This is a genomic window from Nonomuraea ferruginea, assembly GCF_039540635.1.
Taxonomy (GTDB): domain Bacteria; phylum Actinomycetota; class Actinomycetes; order Streptosporangiales; family Streptosporangiaceae; genus Nonomuraea; species Nonomuraea ferruginea.
The window spans coordinates 67,340-85,235 of the sequence record NZ_BAABFD010000013.1; the positions used below are offsets into that span (position 1 = coordinate 67,340).

Annotated in this window: 17 protein-coding genes; 8 read left to right on the forward strand and 9 right to left on the reverse strand. The window is 72.7% G+C overall.

Annotated elements, in window-relative coordinates:
* Positions 1 to 72 precede the first annotated feature (72 nt).
* The gene (locus ABD999_RS24335; RefSeq protein WP_271276318.1) at positions 73 to 957 is read left to right on the forward strand and encodes an alpha/beta fold hydrolase; all 885 of its coding nucleotides are present in this window, start codon (positions 73 to 75) and stop codon (positions 955 to 957) included.
* 5 nt (positions 958 to 962) lie between these two features.
* Here ABD999_RS24335 and ABD999_RS24340 read toward each other — a convergent pair whose 3' ends face one another.
* Genes ABD999_RS24340 through ABD999_RS24350 form a run of 3 tightly spaced genes read right to left on the reverse strand, consistent with a single transcriptional unit; the run spans position 963 to position 3,373 of the window.
* Positions 963 to 1,895: a RecB family exonuclease gene (locus ABD999_RS24340; protein WP_271276317.1), complete on the reverse strand. Its 933-nt coding sequence runs from the start codon at positions 1,893 to 1,895 to the stop codon at positions 963 to 965.
* Positions 1,896 to 1,923: 28 nt separating this feature from the next.
* On the reverse strand, positions 1,924 to 2,640 hold the full coding sequence (locus tag ABD999_RS24345) for an MBL fold metallo-hydrolase (RefSeq protein WP_219543983.1): 717 nt from the start codon (positions 2,638 to 2,640) through the stop codon (positions 1,924 to 1,926).
* A 49-nt stretch (positions 2,641 to 2,689) separates the two neighbouring features.
* The gene (locus ABD999_RS24350; protein ID WP_345482896.1) at positions 2,690 to 3,373 is read right to left on the reverse strand and encodes a DUF6758 family protein; all 684 of its coding nucleotides are present in this window, start codon (positions 3,371 to 3,373) and stop codon (positions 2,690 to 2,692) included.
* Positions 3,374 to 3,390: 17 nt separating this feature from the next.
* Here ABD999_RS24350 and ABD999_RS24355 point away from each other — a divergent pair, with 17 nt between their 5' ends.
* A complete protein-coding gene (locus tag ABD999_RS24355) occupies positions 3,391 to 3,786 on the forward strand; it encodes an NUDIX hydrolase (protein WP_271276316.1) in 396 nt (131 codons plus the stop codon).
* A gap of 21 nt (positions 3,787 to 3,807) precedes the next feature.
* Here the strand turns inward: ABD999_RS24355 and ABD999_RS24360 are convergent, their stop codons facing one another.
* Together ABD999_RS24360 and ABD999_RS24365 are read right to left on the reverse strand one after the other, a co-directional pair.
* Positions 3,808 to 6,054, reverse strand: coding sequence for a beta propeller repeat protein (locus tag ABD999_RS24360; protein WP_271276315.1), 2,247 nt, complete (start codon positions 6,052 to 6,054; stop codon positions 3,808 to 3,810).
* A gap of 1,417 nt (positions 6,055 to 7,471) precedes the next feature.
* The gene (locus tag ABD999_RS24365) at positions 7,472 to 8,464 is read right to left on the reverse strand and encodes a CPBP family intramembrane glutamic endopeptidase (protein WP_345482897.1); all 993 of its coding nucleotides are present in this window, start codon (positions 8,462 to 8,464) and stop codon (positions 7,472 to 7,474) included.
* A 98-nt stretch (positions 8,465 to 8,562) separates the two neighbouring features.
* On the opposite strand from ABD999_RS24365, the gene ABD999_RS24370 reads away from it, so the two are divergent.
* Together ABD999_RS24370 and ABD999_RS24375 are read left to right on the forward strand one after the other, a co-directional pair.
* Positions 8,563 to 9,270 carry a hypothetical protein gene (locus tag ABD999_RS24370; RefSeq protein WP_271276313.1) on the forward strand — a complete coding sequence of 236 codons (708 nt, stop codon included), beginning with the start codon at positions 8,563 to 8,565 and terminating at the stop codon, positions 9,268 to 9,270.
* Positions 9,267 to 9,812: a DUF6529 family protein gene (locus ABD999_RS24375; RefSeq protein ID WP_148029262.1), complete on the forward strand. Its 546-nt coding sequence runs from the start codon at positions 9,267 to 9,269 to the stop codon at positions 9,810 to 9,812. Before ABD999_RS24370 ends, ABD999_RS24375 begins: the two co-directional genes overlap by 4 nt.
* Here ABD999_RS24375 and ABD999_RS24380 read toward each other — a convergent pair.
* Positions 9,809 to 10,750 carry an HpcH/HpaI aldolase/citrate lyase family protein gene (locus ABD999_RS24380; protein WP_148029261.1) on the reverse strand — a complete coding sequence of 314 codons (942 nt, stop codon included), beginning with the start codon at positions 10,748 to 10,750 and terminating at the stop codon, positions 9,809 to 9,811. The genes ABD999_RS24375 and ABD999_RS24380 overlap by 4 nt on opposite strands.
* Before the next feature lie 43 nt (positions 10,751 to 10,793).
* Here ABD999_RS24380 and ABD999_RS24385 point away from each other — a divergent pair, with 43 nt between their 5' ends.
* Complete coding sequence (locus ABD999_RS24385; RefSeq protein ID WP_271276312.1) at positions 10,794 to 11,195, forward strand: hypothetical protein; 402 nt, start codon at positions 10,794 to 10,796, stop codon at positions 11,193 to 11,195.
* Here ABD999_RS24385 and ABD999_RS24390 read toward each other — a convergent pair.
* Entirely contained in the window at positions 11,123 to 12,094 is a 972-nt protein-coding gene (locus ABD999_RS24390; protein ID WP_271276311.1) for an EamA family transporter, read from the reverse strand. The two genes, ABD999_RS24385 and ABD999_RS24390, sit on opposite strands and share 73 nt — an antisense overlap.
* Positions 12,095 to 12,190: 96 nt before the next feature.
* On the opposite strand from ABD999_RS24390, the gene ABD999_RS24395 reads away from it, so the two are divergent.
* From ABD999_RS24395 to ABD999_RS24405, 3 genes are all read left to right on the forward strand, one after another.
* The gene (locus ABD999_RS24395; protein ID WP_308248843.1) at positions 12,191 to 13,387 is read left to right on the forward strand and encodes a magnesium transporter MgtE N-terminal domain-containing protein; all 1,197 of its coding nucleotides are present in this window, start codon (positions 12,191 to 12,193) and stop codon (positions 13,385 to 13,387) included.
* Between the two features lies 1 nt (position 13,388).
* On the forward strand, positions 13,389 to 13,856 hold the full coding sequence (locus ABD999_RS24400) for a DUF1003 domain-containing protein (protein ID WP_148029259.1): 468 nt from the start codon (positions 13,389 to 13,391) through the stop codon (positions 13,854 to 13,856).
* 186 nt (positions 13,857 to 14,042) lie between these two features.
* Complete coding sequence (locus ABD999_RS24405) at positions 14,043 to 15,182, forward strand: Mrp/NBP35 family ATP-binding protein (protein WP_148029258.1); 1,140 nt, start codon at positions 14,043 to 14,045, stop codon at positions 15,180 to 15,182.
* Positions 15,183 to 15,200: 18 nt separating this feature from the next.
* On the opposite strand, the gene ABD999_RS24410 is transcribed toward ABD999_RS24405, so the two are convergent.
* The gene (locus ABD999_RS24410) at positions 15,201 to 15,554 is read right to left on the reverse strand and encodes a sec-independent translocase (protein ID WP_148029257.1); all 354 of its coding nucleotides are present in this window, start codon (positions 15,552 to 15,554) and stop codon (positions 15,201 to 15,203) included.
* A gap of 261 nt (positions 15,555 to 15,815) precedes the next feature.
* Positions 15,816 to 17,765, reverse strand: a complete 1,950-nt coding sequence (locus tag ABD999_RS24415) for a trypsin-like peptidase domain-containing protein (RefSeq protein ID WP_271276310.1) — start codon at positions 17,763 to 17,765, stop codon at positions 15,816 to 15,818.
* Between the last annotated feature and the right edge of the window lie 131 nt (positions 17,766 to 17,896).

Sequence of the window (17,896 nt, forward strand, 5' to 3'; positions counted from 1 at the left end):
TCGCCCCAGATCGCACCGGCGTACCGTGTTCACCGGTGTCGAGGTGGTGGGCTCTGGGTATTGTTGCCCCACGTGAGTACGCCGCGATTCCTGCACCTGCCTCCTGGCGTCACCCCACGCAAGATCGAGACCGACCGCGGCATGTTCGCGGCCCTCGAGGCGCTGCCGGCGACCGGCGTGGTGGAGCGATGGCCCGCGATCCTTCTCCCGGGCCTGACGGGCAGCAAGGAAGACTTCATCGCGGTCCTGCAGACGCTCGCCCTGTCGGGCCGCCGCGTGCTGGCCGTCGACCTGCGCGGCCAGTACGAGACGCCGGGCCTCGACGACCCCGCCGCCTACACCTGCGCGGCGCTGGGCGCCGACGTCGACGCGCTCGCCCAGCGGTTCGGCGACGGCGAGCCGGTCCACCTGGTGGGCCACTCCTTCGGCGGGCTGGTGGCGCGCGAGGCGGCGATCGACGGGCGCACCAAGTTCGCCTCGTTCACGCTGATGGGCTCCGGCCCCGCGGGCATCACCGGCAAGCGCGCCGGACACGCCCGATGGCTGACGCGCACGATCCCCCTGTCGGGGCTGGAACACGTGTGGCATGCCGGCTTCGAGCCGGAGGCGCTGGCCGCCGGCGTGCCCGACGACATCCTGGCCTTCCTGCGCCAACGGCTGCTGTCCAACTCGCCGACGGGTCTGGCGCGCATGGCCGACGAGGTGGTGTCCATGCGCGACCGCACCGAGGAGCTGCGCCAGATCGAGGTGCCCACGCTCGTTCTGTACGGGGAACACGACGACGGCTGGCCTGCCGAGACGCAGCAGGAGATGGCGGCGGCCCTGGGCGCCGACTGCGTGGTGGTGCCGGGCGCGGCCCACTCACCCGCGGTGGAGGCGCCGGAGACCACGGCGGCGGCGCTCGTCAGGTTCTGGAACGAGGCCGAGAGCCACACCCTCGACACCCGCGCCACCTGACGGCGTCACTCCGCCAGGCCGTCCCAGGGGCGGTGCTCGGGGGCGGCGGTCACGCCTTCGGGGCAGTGGCGGCGGAAGTCGCACCAGCCGCAGATCGGGCCGGGGCTGGGGGCGAACACCTCGTCCAGCTCCGCGGGCACGCGTGGCGGGCTCACCAGGGGCCGGTCACGCCGCTCGGGGGCCGGCGCGTCGTCACGGGCCGCCGGTGGACGGCCCGCGTCGCGGGGCCGAGGGCGCTTGGCCTGGGCCGGCTCGCCCATCACCGTCCGGTAGCGCTCGTCCGCCTCCGCCGCCTCCATCGCGATCTCCTCGGCGCGCCGCAGATGGCGGTCGAGCGACTCGTCCGTGTGACGCCACTGCACGATCTCGCCCGTCGGCAGGTGGTGCAGCTCGACGGCGTGGGCCGGGGTGCGCATCATGCGGGACGCCGCCACCGCGTAGATCGCCAGCGCCAGCGAGGAGCGCGCGTCGTCCTGCGTGAGCGGCCGCCGCCCGGTCTTGTAGTCGACCACCACCAGCTCGTCGCCGCGCCGGTCGAGCCGGTCGATGCGGCCGGAGACCGCGATGACCGAGGTCCGGGTGGCCACGGTGCGTTCGACGCCGACCGGGTCGTCGGACGGGTCGAGCGTGGCCACGTAGCCGGAGACCAGGTCGCGGCCGCGGCCGAGCCACTGCGCCGACTGGGCCTCGTCCCTGAACCCCTCGGTGATCCAGCCCTTGGTGAGTAAGACGGCCGCCGTCAACGGCGTGCGCCGCTCGTACGGCTCCCGCCACCACGCCGCCAGCGCGTTGTGGACGCTCGCCCCGACGCTGTTGTGCGCCCAGCCCGGGCCCTTCGACGGCTGCGGCCGGTCCAGGTAGGTGAACCGGTAGCGGCGCCGGCAGTCGAGCCAGGCGTTCAGCCGCGACGGCGTGCACGAGTAGAGCCGCCGCGGCATCCCATCCAGCGGAAGCTGGTCGTACACCCTAGTCGTCGCCGGAGTCGAGCCTGATGCGGGCGGCCCTGGTGCCGTCGACGAGCGGGCCCTCCTCCTCGGGCTCGGTCTCGACCCGCGTCAGCGAACCGCCGATCCAGTCGTCGAAGTGCGGCTCCAGGTCGCCGATGGTGACCTCCTCGCCGTGGGAGGGCAGCACCCGCGTGTCGCCGGGCAGCGTGAACAGCCGCCCGCCGATGGCGGTGAGCTGGTCGGCCAGGCGGGGGTACTCGCCGCCGAGCTTGCCGGGCCCGTCGGCCTGGAGCGTCTTGCCGGAGAAGACCGCGCCGAGGCCCTCGCAGTAGAGCGAGACCCCGCCGGGCGTGATGCCGGGCGTCTCCATGACGTCGAGCTGGACGTCGGCGACCTGGAAGATGCCGTCGTCCTCCATGTCGATGTCGGGCCAGGTCTCGGTCCAGGTCTCCCGCCAGAGCGGCTTGTCCTTGGGGTGGAGTGCGACGACCGCCTCGTCCCTGGCCGCCACCTCGATGGCGGCGCCGACGTGGTCGGGCAGGCCGTGGGTGCAGATGACCGCGAGCACCTCGCGCTCACCCACCTGCTCAAGGATCTTCTCGGCGTCCCTGGCGGGGTCGATGACGATGGCCTCCTCGTCGTCGCCGATGATCCAGGTGTTGTTCTCGACCTTGTGCTCGGTGCCGTCGATGTCGACGAGGCCCTCGGTCACCACTCGCTCGATACGCGCTGTCACGCCTCCGAACTCTAGCCCGTCCGCACCGGTGAGCGAATCCCGTTGGGCATCAGTCTTCGAGCCGGGGGGAGAACGCGCCGAAGGGGATGTCGAGGTCGTGGTCGCGCAGGTCGATCAGGCTCAGCTCGGCGAGCACGATGAGGCAGCCGGCCTCGGCGGGCCAGGCGATGACCCACAGCCAGTTGCCGAGCGCCTCACCGGCGTAGACGGCCCGGTCGGCGGCGCCGTTCACGCACCACAGCGGGGCCGGATGCCCGAGGACCTCGATCTTGGCGTTGGGCGGGCCCGAGTCGAACCCCTCGCCGGGGTCGGCCCCGTCCAGACCGGCGAACGCGGCCCCGAGGCCGACGCCCGGCTCCTCGGCGATGACGAGGATGTCCGCGGGCCCCTGCGTCAAGGACGGCCCGGACAGCGCGACCAGGCTCGCCCGTATGCCCTTGCGCTCGTCGCCGACCTCGCCGAACCCCGTCACCAGCCATCCGGACGGCAGCGGCCAGGGCAGCCAGACCGGCACCAGCGAGGTCTTGCGCATCGCCTCCGCGGCCGTCTGCGACGGCGGCCAGGGCGGCTGGTACGGCAGGACGTCGCCGTGCGCATCGCAACGCCAGGCACTGGACCACACGCTCGGCGCGTGCAGCGGACCGAAGCACCGTGGGCAGGTTGGAGCCGCTCTCACAGCTACCCACGGTGCTTCGTCGGGCACCGCCCCGTCAAGACCGCAGTCCGTTATCACGTCGTAATCTTGACCATGTGCGCGTAAATTGTGTCGGCGCGATCGTCCTGGACGACGCGCGCCGCCTTCTGCTCATCCGGCGCGGGCACCCTCCGGACGCGGGTCGCTGGTCGCTGCCGGGCGGCCGGGTGGAGCCCGGCGAGTCCGACGCCGTGGCGGTGCGGCGCGAGGTGCTGGAGGAGACCGGGCTGGAGGTGGCCGTGGGCCCGCTCGCGGGCACGGTGGACCTGCCCGCTCCCCGCGGGGACACGTACGCGGTCCGCGACTACCGCGCCACCGTGGTCGGCGGCACCCTCACACCGGGCGACGACGCCGCCGACGCCCGCTGGTGCACGCGGGAGGAGCTCGCCCGGCTGCAGCTCACCACCGGCCTGCTGGACACCCTGCGCTCCTGGCGCGTCCTGCCCACGTGACGCCGCGGCCACCGGCGGGGCTCAGCGGCCGGCGGTGAGAGTCGACGTCCAGAGGATGAGGTGGTCGTCGCTGTAGGTGGTGGACCGGCCCAGAGCCACCACTTCCTCGCCGGAGATCGTCACCGCGGCCAGCCACTGGGCGCCCGGCCCGGCCAGGCGGTCCTCCTTCAAGTCCAGCCGGCTCCACGAGAGGCCGTCCTGGGAGATCCAGGCGGCGCTGTCGCCCTCCCCCTGCTCGCCGTGCCAGCCGACCGCGACCAGGCCCTGCCCGGCCGCCGCCAGGTCGTACACGCCGGCCGCCCGTTCCGCGGGAAGCCATGACGTCTCCCAGGTCACGCCGTCGTCCTCGGAGATCGCCGAGAAGGCCCGGGACGCGCCCGAGGCGGTCGAGGCGGTCCCGATGGCCACCAGCCTGTCCTGGTGCACCGCCACCTGGCGCAGCCCGGCCGAGGACGCGTCCGGCGGGGAGAGCCGCTCGCGGGCCGTCCAGTTCAGCCCGTCCGGCGACACCCAGACGATGCCGCTCTCGTTCCCGCCCGCGCCCGCGCCGCCGACCGCCACGTACCCGTCGGGGGTGGCGGCCACGTCGTGCAGGCGCACGCCCGAGCCGCCCTGCGGCAGCCGCTCCGAGCGGGTGTACGAGCGCAGGTCGGGGGTGAACCAGACGGCCGCCGCCGTGCCCGCCGGGCCGCGGTCCTCGCCCGCGAGCAGGTAGCCGTCGGGGCCCGCCGCGACCGTCCGCACGTCCAGATACGGATGATCGCCCGGCCTGGCCAGATCGCCCGAGAGCGGCACCTTCTTCCAGGCGCGCCCGTCGCCGGAACTGACCAGCAGCGGCTCCGTCTCCTGGAGGCCGGCCTGGGTGCCGCCCACGGCCAGCCAGCCGCGGCGGCCGAACACCACGTCGTTCAGCTGCTGCCGTCGCGGGCCGCCGAGCCCGATGGACCTCCAGTCCTTCCAGTCCTGGCTGGTCCAGACGCCCGCCTCGCCCCCGGCCGAGCCGACGGCCACGTAGCGGCCGTCGTGGCTGGCCAGGCCGCTGGTCTCGCGGGCCATCCTGGTCAGGCCACGGACCTGGTCGAGCGGCACGCGCGCGGGCTCGCCGCGCCGGGGCACCGCCATGAGGACCGGCTCGTTGTCCACGTCCGAGACCGCGCGGTCGCCGCCCGCGTACAGGGTGCCGCCCGCGGCGATCGCGAACCCGCGCAGCGTCGCCCCCCGGAGCTCCCCGATGCCCGCCCGCCCGCTCCACGAGCGGCCGTCCGTGCTGGTCAGCACCGCGTACGAGCCGATCCCCGCCTGGCTCACCGCGGCCACGCCGTCCTCGTACGAGACGAGCCGCTCGACGCCGGGGCTGGCCGCTGGCAGGCCGTCGATCGTGCCGCACTGCGACCACTCGGCGCCGGTGGGCGAGCAGTAGGCGCGCACGTCGCCGGTGATCGTACGCTGCCTGGTGGCCACCAGCACGAACCGCTTCGACGCGACCGCCAGCGAACCCGCCTTGGGCATCGCCTCCGGCAGCTGGAAGCCGGTCGACTGCCAGGTGCGTCCGCCGTCGGCCGACCTGAGGACGCGGGAGCCGTCGCCCTGCGCTGGCCTGGCCATGGCCACCACCGTGTCGCCTCTGGCGACCACGGCGCGGATCTCGCCCGCCTCCAGGCCCCGGGTCTCCACCCGCTCCCAGGCGTGGCCGTCCGTGGAGTGCCAGGCGGCCGGGCCCGCGCCGCCGTCGCGCAGCGCCGCCTCGCCCACCGCGACGAACCCGGAGCCCGTCCTGGCGATGTCGTGGATCAGGTCGCCGTCCCTGAAGGCCTCTCCCCCGCCGACCGCCTGCCAGTTCAGGCCGTCGGCGCTGGTCCACAGACCCCGCTCGCGCACCCCGTCGCCGCCGGTGGCCAGCCAGCGGCCGTCGCCGCCGGCCACCCGCTGCACGATGGGCGTGCTCGCGCCGGTGACGCGGCCGAGCTGCCACTCCTCGCCGTCGGCGGAGTAGAGGAACAGGGGCCTGGGCGTCGGGCCGGTGGTGTCGCTGCCCACGACCACCACGGCGCGGCCGACGGCGGCCACGTCGTTGAGCTTCTGGTCGGTGCCCTGGGCCGCCGCCGGGACCGTGAACAGGTTGTCGCCTGACCTGCCGGTGCCGGTGGCGAGCCTGAGCCGGGCCTCGTCGTCGGCGCGCCACTGCCACACCAGCACGCCGGCGGCCACCAGCAGCGCGACCGCCAGCGCCACGGCCATCGGCGCGGCCGGGCTGCGCCCCCGCCGCACGGGACTCGCCCGCCGCATCGCCGCCGGGGCCGGGCCCCTCTGGTGCCTTCCCCCGGGTCGTTCGGGGCCCGACGCGACCAGCAGATCAGGCCGCGCCGGCCTGCCGCCCGGCGGCCTCCCGACCCGCCGCACCGGCTCGTCCCCGTCAGCGTTCTCGTCCTGCCCGTCCCCCGCGCCCCCGGCTCCGCCGGAAGCGACCCCCCGTGACGGCTCACCGCTGGTCTCCTCCCCTCGGCCGGGCTGATGCGCGATCCCGTACGGAGCCGTACGAACTTCCTCTCCAGCCTGAGCCGAGGTGCCAGTGACCTCGCCGCTCCCGGGAGCCCGTGTGCCGAGGGCTTCCCCACCCCTCGGAGCGTCGTCTCCTCGGTCTGGCGCCGGAGGCTGGTGGGCGATTCCGTACGGGGCCGTGCGGGCGTCTCGCCTGGTCCGGGTTTCGGGGGCGGGCTCCGCTTCCGTGGGGGGGTTGTTCTCGGCGGCGACGGCATCGGGATGGGTGCCGGTGGTGTCGTGGGGGGACCCGAGGTCCTTCCCCGCCCCCTCGCCGGGCGGGGAAGGCTCGGGCTCTCGTGGCGGGTCGTGGGGTGGTGGGACGGGGCGTGGCGGGCCGCTGGCCACGAGCTTGTCGGGGCGGTCGACCGTGCGGCGGCGACGCCTGGGTTCCGTGTCCGGCTCCGCGGTGGGGGAGCTGTAGGGGCGGCGGCCCTTGGGGAGCTCCTGGGGCTCGTCCTCCGGGGTGGGCGCGGCGAACGGCGGCATCCCCCAGGGCGAGGTCAGCGGTAATCCGCGCGCCCGGTCGTCCGTCGGCCCCGGCGGGCTGTGCCGGATGCGCGGCTCCCGCGGCTGCGCACCGCCGGCGGCGGGACCGCCCGGGGACTCGGCCGGCGGGACGGGCTCGCCTCGGCCGAAGGCTTCCAGTCCGGCGGGGTCGGGCGCGAGCGCGTCGCCGGGGGCTCCCGGGCCGGGGGAGGCGGGTTCGTCGGCGGGGGGTGAGTCCGGGGCTGGGGCGTCGCCGGGACGAGGGTCGTCTGGCGGCTGCCGATGCTGGTCACTGGCGCCGGAGGCCACGCGCCGTACCTCCTAGTCGGACGGGTCGAGCGGGACGGGGCCCGGAGCGGGCGGGCCGGTCGGCTCGAAGGGTCGGGTTCGAGTCTGCTCGGCGGAACCGGCAGGAACAGGGGGACCGTTCCAAGGATGACTTATCCGAACATATGCGCTATATGGACTGAATTCGACCTTCGCGTCCCCTCCTCCGGCATCGCGCCACAGGATCGCTCGCACAACGACTACTCCTACCCCGCCGCCCGAAACGATCACCCCTCATCTCGTACGCCCGAGTCCACAAGAACCAGACCAGCACGCCGGAGCCGGAATGGCGAGACCTCTCTAGCGAGATTCCCGGCACCCACCGGTTGATTTATCCAGAAGTAGTGCTGATTGACCGCTTTTTAGCGAAATAGAGCACCAGGAGGATGAACACTCCCAGCTGCACGACGGTCCCCACGAGCGACTGCCACGGCACCGGCACCGACGCCTGATCCAGCGCCTGGTCCAGCTGCCCCGCGGCCGCGCTGATGCCGAACGCCACCGTGTTGTTCAGCACGTGCAGCGCGATGGCCGCCTCCAGCCCGCCGGTCCACACCGTCAGGACCGCCATGGCCAGGCCGAAGGCGAACACGTCGAGCAGCCCCGCCCACTGGTATCCGTGCAACGACGCGAACAGCACCGAGCTGATCACGATCCCCCACCAAGGGTTGCGCAGGTGAGCCCCGAACGCCTGCAGCAGCCACCCCCGGAACAGGTACTCCTCGGTGGCCGCCTGGAAGGGCACGAGCAGCACGATGACGACGAGCGCCGGCAGGAACCGCTCCCACCCGGTCCACCCGAAGATGCCCTCGGTCCGCTCCCCCGTGGCGACCAGCAGGACCACCTGGGCGATCTGGGCCAGCACCATCGACAGCACCGCCGCGCCCACGCAGATCAGCAGCCACGACCAGCGCACCCGCCCGGCCACGGACGAGAGCGTCCCCGGCCGCCGCCGCTGCACCAAGGCGGCCACGCCGAACACCACCGGCAGCACGGCCGCGATCGACAACAGCAGCAGGATCATCCCGTACACCGGATCGCCGGAGATCTGCTCGGGCCGCTCGGGCTGCGGGATGCCCAGGACGGCCCCGATGATCACCCCCGCCAGCAGCACGATCGCGCCGATGACGAAGAACGCGGCCGCGACCGCGAGGGTGCCCACGACCTGCCGCCACACCCGGCTGACCGGGGTCCTGGCGAGCTGGTCGTACCGCGCGTCATGCGGCACGGGCGCGTACCAGGACGGCCGTGCCGGCGGGTACGGGTAATAGCCCGCCGGCGGACCGCCGTAAGGGCCTGGTGAAGGCTCGGGATTATCCTGCATCTCCATATTCTGTCCATCCGGTGCGCAATAGTTCACAGACGGCGCGGCCTTTTCGGCGGATGCTCGGGACGTACGCATGTCGACCCTGGGAGCAAGCCATGTCAAGGCTGGGACCTATCGTCACCCTGGCGGCGGGCGCGGTGCTCGCCGCGGGGCTGGGTGTCGCCAGCATCACCGCGGCGCCGGCGGCGGAGCAGGCCGTCGCCACCGCCGATGAGGCGACGCGATCACCGGAAACCGGCGAGGAGACGGCCGCGGCCGAGCCCTCGCCCAGTGAGACGCCGACGTTCGAGGAGCCGGAGCCGCTCGTCCCGGAGAAGGCCGACTACGCGGGCCGGGTGAAGGACAACGGCGGCCTCATCGCGATCTCGATCCGCGACGGCAAGGCCGTCGGATACTTCTGCGACGGCAGGACCGAAGCGTGGTTCAAGGGGAACGCGACCAGCGACCGGCTGACCCTGAAGGGCTCGGGGAAGGCCACGGTCAAGGCCGAGCTCGGCGACGGCGGGGCCGAGGGGCAGGTCGCCGTCGGCGGCAGGAAGTGGAGCTTCGTCGCCGGCACCGCCAAGAAGCCCTCGGGCCTGTACCGGGCCAGCGCCGTCGTCAGGGGCGCCCAGGTCCGCGCGGGCTGGATCGTGGTGAGGAACCCGTCGGGCGGCTACACGCAGGTCGGCGCCGCCTCCCAGGACGGCGAGCCGGTGGACATCCCGCGGCTCGACGGCGACGACCCGACCAGCCCCGTCTCCGTCAACGGGGCCACCGTCACCCCCGAGGACGTCGACGGCTTCATCGAGGAGATGTCATGACCGCCCTCCACCACCGCCCTGCCCGCGGCGCCGTCTCGCTGCTGGTGCCGCTGCTGGCCGGCGGCGTCCTCATGGTCGCGCTCGGCGTGTACGGGCGCGTGCACGCCCCCACCGGCTTCGCCGTCGGCGTCGCGGGCTTCTCGGCCGCGCTGCCGATGAAGGTCTGGCTGACCACGGCCTCGGCGGCGCTGGCCGTGGTGCAGGTCGTCTCGGCCCTGTCGATGTGGGGCAAGCTCGGGGTGGACATCCCCGCCGGGGTCCACCGGTGGTCGGGCAGGCTGGCGTTCCTGCTCACGATCCCGGTGGCCTTCCACTGCCTGTACGCGCTCGGCCTGCAGTACGACGTGCCGAGGGTGATGGTCCACTCGCTGCTCGGCTGCTTCTTCTACGGGGTGTTCACCACGAAGATGCTGGCCCTGCGCAAGGAGGACGCCCCCGGCTGGACCCTGCCGGTGATCGGCGGGCTGGTGTTCGCCGCGCTCGTCGGTCTCTGGCTGACCTCGTCGTTCTGGTTCTTCACCGCGGTCGGGCTGAAGGTCTAACCCTCCGGGCTGAAGCGCGTGGTGCGCTTCAGCCCGGCGGCCCGTCCCTTGGCCGCGACGACGAGCGCCATCTTCCTGGACGCCTCGTCGATCATCTCGTCGCCGAGCATGGCCGCGCCGCGCTTCTCGACCGTCGTGTAGTGCTCGTAAGCGTCGAGGATGAGCTCCGCGCGGTCGTAGTCGTCCTGCGGCGGCGAGAACACCTCGTTGGCCGCGTCGACCTGCAGCGGGTGGAGCACCCATTTGCCGTCGTAGCCGAGCGCGGCCGAGCGGCGGGCGGCCCTGCGGAACCCGTCGACGTCCTTGATCTGCAGGTAGGGGCCGTCGATGACCTGGAGGTCATGCGTACGGGCGGCCATGAGCAGGCGCATGAGGATGTAGTGGTAGGCGTCGCCCTCCTCGTAGCCGGGCGGCTGCTCGCCCACCACGAGGGTGCGCATGTTGATCGAGGCCATGAAGTCGGCCGGCCCGAAGACCAGCGTCTCCAGCCGCCCGGACGAGCCCGCGATGGCGTCGGCGTTCACCAGCCCGCGCGCGTTCTCGATCTGCGCCTCGATGCCGATCCTGCCGGGTTCGTAACCCATGGCCTTCTCGATCTGCGTGAGCAGGGTGTCGAGCCACACGACCTCGGTCGGGTCCTGCACCTTGGGCAGGATCAGGCAGTCGAGCCGGTCGCCGGCGCCCTCGACGACCTCGATCACGTCCTTGTACGCCCACTGCGTCGCCAGGTCGTTGACCCGCACCGCGACAGTCTTGCCGTCCCAGCCGCCCTCGCGCAGCGCGGCCACCACGTTGCGCCGCGCCTCCTCCTTGGCCAGCGGCGCGACCGCGTCCTCCAAGTCCAGGAACACCTCGTCGACGGGCAGGCCGCGGGCCTTCTCCACGAACCGGGGGTTGCTACCGGGCACGGCCAGGACGGATCTACGCGAACGCAACATGAGCCACACCGTAACGGCACCCGGGCCGGTTACATTACAAGCTGTGACCGACAACACCCTGGCAATCGAGGAGGGCGCCAAGAAGTCCGGCATCCTCTGGCTGGATCTCGACCGGCCGCGACTGGCCTGGCACGCGTGGCACGACGGCGCGATCTATCTGGTGACCGGCGGCGAGGAGCAGGAGCTGCCGGGGCTGACCAGCCGTGAGCGCGTACGGGTCACGCTGCGCAGCAAGGACAATGGGGCCCGGCTGGTGGAGTTCGACGCGGCCGTGGCGGTCGTCGATCAGGCGGCGGCGCCCGAGGTGGTGGCCGTGCTGGCCAAGGAGCGGCTCAACGCCCGTGACAGCGAGGGCCTGCCCGGGCGCTGGGCTCAGGAGTCGACGGTGGTGCGGCTCACGCCCGCGTCCACGGGCGCGACCGGCTCGGCGAGCGCGGGCGCCTGACGGCTGACGGTCGCGGTCTGCGCGAGGAGCGCGCCCGTCAGCACGATGGCCCCGCCGAGGATCTGGTACGCGCCGAGCGCCTGGCCGAGCAGCAGCCAGGCCACGACCGCGCCGGCGATGACCTCCAGCGAGGCGACGGTCGCGCCCACGGCCGCCGAGAGCCTGCGCACCGCGTTCACCCCGAGGATGTAGGCGACGACGGTGGCGGCCAGCACCATCCACAGGTACGCGCCGAGCACCGGGAGCGTGGCGCCGCCGGCCGGGGCGACGGTCAGGGTGAAGGCGTCCCAGGGGATGTTCCAGGGCTGGGAGATGGGGGCGAGCACGACGGCGGCGCCGGTCATGCCCCAGGCGATCAGGCCGAGCGGGTCGACGTCGTCCCCGAAGCTATCGCTCATCAGGAAATATCCGGCGCAGCACGCCCCGGCCATCAGCGCCAGCACCAGCCCGATCGCGTCCAGCCGGATGCCCTCCCAGGCCTCGACCACGATGGCCAGCCCGGCCACGGCCATCACCGCGCCGATGTAGGCGGCCCTGGCCAGCCGGATCTTGCGCACGATCCGCACCCACGCCACCACCATCACCGGCGCCATGAACTCCAGCAGCAGGGCGATCCCCACGGGCAGCCGGGTGATGGCCGCGAAGTACAGTGACTGCACACCGGCGACGGCGACGACCGCGTACACCGCGAAGAACGGGAGCCGCGAGCGGGCGATCCGCAGCGCGGACGGCTTCACCACGGCCAGCACGGCGAGCAGCAGCAGCCCGGCGCCGGCCATCCGCACCCAGACCGCCTCCAGCGGCGCCAGGCCGGCCTCGTTGAGATACTTGGCCATGGGCCCGGAGAAGGCGAAGCAGAGCGAGGACGCGAACGCCATCGCGAGTCCCGCGTAGCGCACGCGAACCCCCGTGAAGAGTAATCACTGTTTAGCGGGTTTGATACTGACACGCCGGGGGTCCGCGGCGCAATGCCATAGCACTGTTAGCCTGCTGACGTGCAGATCTTTGTCGCCCGCCTGGCAGGCACGCCGGTCTTCGACCCGGCGGGCGACCAGATCGGGCGCATCAGAGACGTGGTGGTCGGGCTGCGCGGCACGCGCCCGCCCCGGGTGCACGGCATGGTGGTCGAGGTCCGCCCGCGCCGCCGGGTGTTCCTGCCCATCACCCGCGTACGGGGCATCCAGGCGGGCGCGGTGATCTTCACCGGCAGGCTCAACGTCCGCCGGTTCGAGCAGCGGCCCACCGAGACCCTGGTGATCGGCGAGATGCTCGACCTGACCGTGCGGGTCGACGGCGAGCCGATGACCGTCTACGACGTGGCCGTCGCCGAGGTCAAGCGGTCCGAGTGGCAGGTGACCCGGATCGCGGTCCACCGGGGCAGGCGGCGCGACGCGCGGGTGGTCGACTGGAGCGAGGTGTCGGGCTTCGACATCCTGCAGAAGGACCAGGGCGCCGCCGGGCTGATCGCCTCGTTCGAGTCGCTGCGCGCCGCCGACCTGGCCAGCGCGCTGCACGAGCTGTCGGGCAAGCGGCGCGAGGAGGTGGCCCGCGCGCTCGACGACAACCGGCTGGCCGACGTGCTGGAGGAGCTGCCGCCCGGCGACCAGGTCGGCATCCTGCGCACGCTCGAACCGGAGCGGGCCGCCGACGTGCTGGAGGAGATGGGCCCCGACGACGCCGCCGACCTGCTCCACGACCTGCCCCCGGAGCAGGCGGCCGCGTTGCTGGCGCTGATGGAGCCGGAGGAGGCCGCCCCGGTGCGGCGGCTGCTCACCTACCCGCACGACACCGCCGGCGGCCTGATGACCACCGATCCGGTCATCCTGCCGCCGACCAGCACGGTCGCCGAGGCGCTCGCGCACGTCCGGCAGAAGGAGCTGACTCCCTCGGTGGCGGCCCAGGTGTTCATCACCCGGCCGCCCAACGAGACCCCGACCGGCCGCTACCTCGGCATGAGCCACTTCCAGCGGCTGCTCCGCGACCCGCCCTCCACCCTCCTCGGCAGCGTCATCGACCCGTCGATCGACCCGATCAAACCGGACTTGCCGCTCCACGACGTGGCCGCCTATCTGGCGGTCTACAACCTCGTCGCGGCCCCGGTCGTCGACGAGCACACCCGGCTCGTCGGCGCGGTGACCGTCGACGACGTCCTCGACCATCTGCTGCCCGAAGACTGGCGCGAGAGGCTCTGACGTGACCACCGAACGCCTGGACCAGCCCCGCGAACTGCGCCGCTCGCTGCGCCCGCACTACGACCCCGAGGTGTTCGGGCGGCTGGCGGAGCGCATCGCCCGCTTCCTCGGCACCGCGCGCTTCCTGGTCTACATGACCGTGTTCGTGGCGGTCTGGGTGAGCTGGAACGTCGCCGCCCCGGCCCGGTTCCAGTTCGACCCGTACCCGTTCATCTTCCTCACGCTCATGCTGTCGCTGCAGGCCTCGTACGCGGCCCCGCTGATCCTGCTCGCGCAGAACCGGCAGGACGACCGCGACCGCGTCCAGTACGAGCAGGACCGGGAGACGGGCGAGCGCAACCGCGCCGACGTCGAGTACCTCACCCGCGAGATCGCCGGGCTGCGGCTGGCGCTCGGCGAGGTGACGACCCGCGACTACCTGCGCTCCGAACTGCAGCGGCTGGGCGAGGAGCTCAAGGAGCGGCGCTGACGCCGTGGGAGCCAGGGAGTAACCTTGGAGGGCTGCCCGGAAAACCGACGGATCCGACTGGATTAACGGGACCGGCTTCCAGGTTCATACCATGGAGGGGCATCCTCAACTGGCGTCCAGCGCCTGTCACACATATACCGGCAAAGGAGGGACGGCACCCCCTCACCCGGGCGTGCCGAGACTTCGATGGCACCAACCCAGGACCAGGTGACGGCCGCCCTCGCCACCGTCATCGACCCCGAGATCCGCCGCCCGATCACCGACCTCGGCATGGTCAAGGGCGTCGACATCGCCGCAGACGGCAAGGTGCGCGTCGGCGTCTACCTCACGGTCGCCGGCTGCCCGATGAAGGACACCATCCGGCGCGACGTCACCGCCGCGGTCGCCAAGGTCGACGGCGTCAGCGCCGTCGAGCTGGAGCTCGACGTGATGAGCCAGGAGCAGCGCAAGGAGCTGCAGACCAAGCTCCGCGGCGACCGGGGTCCCGAGAAGGAGATCCCGTTCAACAAGCCCGGCTCGCTGACCCGCGTCTTCGCGGTGGCCAGCGGCAAGGGCGGCGTCGGCAAGTCGTCCGTGACGGTCAACCTCGCCGCCGCCATGGCCGCGAGCGGGATGAAGGTCGGCATCGTCGACGCCGACATCTACGGCCACAGCGTCCCCCGCATGCTGGGCGCGGCCGAGCGGCCCACCAAGGTCGAAGACATGATCATGCCGCCGATGGCCCATGACATCAAGGTCATCTCGGTCGGCATGTTCAAGCCCGAGGGCAACACCCCCGTCGTGTGGCGCGGGCCGATGCTCGACCGGGCGCTCCACCAGTTCCTCGCCGACGTCTACTGGGGCGACCTGGACGTCCTGCTGCTCGACCTGCCGCCCGGCACCGGCGACATCGCGATCTCGGTGGCCCAGCGGCTGCCCGGGGCCGAGATCCTGGTCGTCACCACCCCGCAGATGGCCGCCGCCGAGGTGGCCGAGCGGGCCGGCTCCATCGCGGCGCAGACCCACCAGCAGATCGCCGGCGTCATCGAGAACATGGCCTGGCTGCCCTGCCCCCACTGCGACGAGCGCATCGCCGTCTTCGGCGAGGGCGGCGGCCAGACGGTCGCCGACGCGCTGACCCGCATCCTCGGCGCGCGCGTGCCGCTGCTCGGCCAGGTCCCGATCGACCTGCGGCTGCGCGAGGGCGGCGACGAAGGCAAGCCGCTGGTGCTCACCGACCCCGACTCCCCCGCCGCGACGCAGCTCCGCTCGATCGCGGCCACGCTCGGCAAGCGCTCGTCGAGCCTCAAGGGCATGCAGCTCGGGCTCTCGCCCAACCGGGGCTGACCCCGCGACGGGCGTGGGTCAGGTCGCCTCGTTGTCGTACGGGGGGATCTCGCCCACGCCCAGCTCGCCGCCCACCGGGACGGTGTCGGCGGGCTCCAGCTCGGCCGCGGCCGGCTTCTTCCAGTCGTCCTCGTCGTCCTCCAGCAGATGCTTGCGGACGAAGTTGCGCGGATTGAGGTCGGCCGGGTCGAAATTGGAGAACTCGGGCCCCAGGCCGGCCCGCAGGTCGTCACGCGCGTTGTTGGCCATGCGGCGCAGGTTGCGCAGGGTCTTCCCGGCCTGGGAAGCCGCCTGGGGCAGCTTATCCGGGCCGAAGACCAGCAGCGCGATAATGATCAGCGCGCCGACTTCCAGCCAGCCAAGTCCGAACACCGTCAGCTCCAAGCAGTCAACCGCCCCGGGGACAACCCCGGCTATCCCACAGACTAAGGGCTCTAACGGGTAGCTCGGCCTCCTCCTCGCGGACGAATCCCGCCTCCGAAGAGGCTCCAGGACCTTCCCCGGCTTTTCAGCCGAGCGGGCCGGAGGCACGCGTCACGGCGCCTCACCCGAGGGGTCCCTTCGGGTTGCCCCCCGAGGCACGCGTCACGGCGCCACACCCGAGGGGGTTCCCTTCGGCGGGAGCGCGCGAGATCAGGACGGAGTAGGCGTGGGAGCGTCGGCGCTGACCACGAGGGTGGCCGTGCGTTCCTCGTTGTCGCGCTCGTACTTGATGTTGATTTTCGCGCCCGGCGCCTTGCTGCGGATCAGCGCGATGAGCTCGTTGCCGTCCTGGAGGCGCAGGCCGTCGACCTCAAGGATGATGTCGCCGGGCTTGAGCCCGGCCTTCTCCGCCGGGCCGCCCTCGTCGATCGGCGGGCGGCCGTTCTGGCTGCCGGAGGCGATGCGTACGCCCTCGCCGCGGTATTCGGTGTCGAGCACGATGCCGATCTTGGGACGCTTGGCCTTGCCGGTGGTGATGAGCTCCTCGGCGACGCGGCGCGTCTGGTTGACCGGGATGGCGAAGCCGAGGCCGATGCTGCCGCTCTGGCTCGTCATGGACCGGCTGAGGGTGGCGATCGCCGAGTTGACGCCGACGACCTCGCCGCGGCCGTTGACGAGCGGGCCGCCCGAGTTGCCGGGGTTGATGGCGGCGTCGGTCTGGATGGCGCTGATGTACGCGGTCTCTTCACCGCCCCCGCCGCTCTCGTCGCCGGCGATGACCGGCCGGTTGAGCGAGCTGACGATGCCGGTGGTGACGGTGCCGGTCAGGCCCAGCGGCGAGCCGATCGCGATGACGGGGTCGCCCACGACCACCTGGTCGGAGTTGCCGAGCGTGATCTCGGGAGTGCCGAACGTCTCCTCGGGCTTGAGCACCGCGAGGTCGGAGCCGGGGTCGCGGCCGACGATGCGGGCCGTCGTGGTCTTGCGGTTGTTGAACATGATCTTGATGTCGCCGCCGCCGGCGGCCAGGGCGACCACGTGGTTGTTCGTCACCACGTACCCGTTCTTGATCAGGAACCCGGAGCCGGAGGCGCCCTCGGTGTTGCTGCCGTTGCCGACCTCCAGCGAGACCACGCTGGGCAGCACCCGCGCGGCCACGCCGGCGACGGAGGTGGGGGCGCGGTCGACGTTGCCCGTGGGGATGGGGCCGAGGCTGTAGGAGGGGTCGGTGCTGCCGCTCGGGCGGGTCAGCAGGTAGGTGCCGACGCTGCCGAGCCCGGACGCGACCAGGGCGACGACCAGGGCCAGCACGAGCAGCATCGGGGTGCTGGGGCCGCGGCGGGGGGCCGCGACCCTGGTGGCGCCGGGCGGCGGCGCCCAGTTGGCGCCCATGGGCAGGGCGTTCGGCGGCGGTGGCGGGCCGCTCCCGCCGAACGGGCCCTCGCCGCTGGGGTTGGTGAAGGAGCCGGGGCGCTTCTCGCCGCTGCCGAAGAACGGCCACTCGCCGGTCGCGTACGCGTTCTCGCCGGCCGGACCACCGAAGCGCGGTCCTTCACCACCGGGATGCCCGAAAGACGAACCCTCGCCGCCGGGGTTGCCGAAAGCCGGTCCTTCCCCACCCGGATGCCCGAAGGTCGGACGCTCGCCACCGGGGTTGCCGAAACCGGGGCCTTCCCCACCGGGGTGCCCGAAAGAGGGACGCTCACCACTCGGATGCCCGAAGGGCGGGCCCTCGCCTGAGTCGCCGAAGCGGGGTGACTCGCCGTAGGGCGAGCCTTCGCCACCTGGATGACCGAAGGACGGGCCCTCGCCGCTGGGGTTGCCGAAGGACGGACGCTCGCCACCCGGATGGCCGAAGGACGGGCCTTCGCCGCCGGGGTGGCCGAAGACGCTCGGGTTGCCGAAGGACGGGCTCTCGCCGCCGGGGTGGCCGAAGGCGGGGGGCGGGCCGGGGGGCTCGTACGCGCGGGTGTCGCCCGGGCGGGCCGGCTCGTCGTAGGGGTGGGAGGTGCCGAAGACGGAGGTCTCGCCGGCGTCGTCACCGCCGGGGGCGGGCGGCCGCCCGTCCTGCCGGTCTCCGGCGGGGAGGAACTCCGGCCGGCCCTGTGGCTCAGGGTGTCCCGACGGCGTGCGTCCTTCGGGGCGCGTCTCGTCGGTCATCTAATCCACCACTCCTTGCTCACGACACCGCAACCATGGTCTGTACGGCATACGGGTGCTGTAAAGCAATTGTCAGCCCGATTCTCCTGACATATCCCGATCTCAGATCGTATGCCCCTCACGCCATGGAC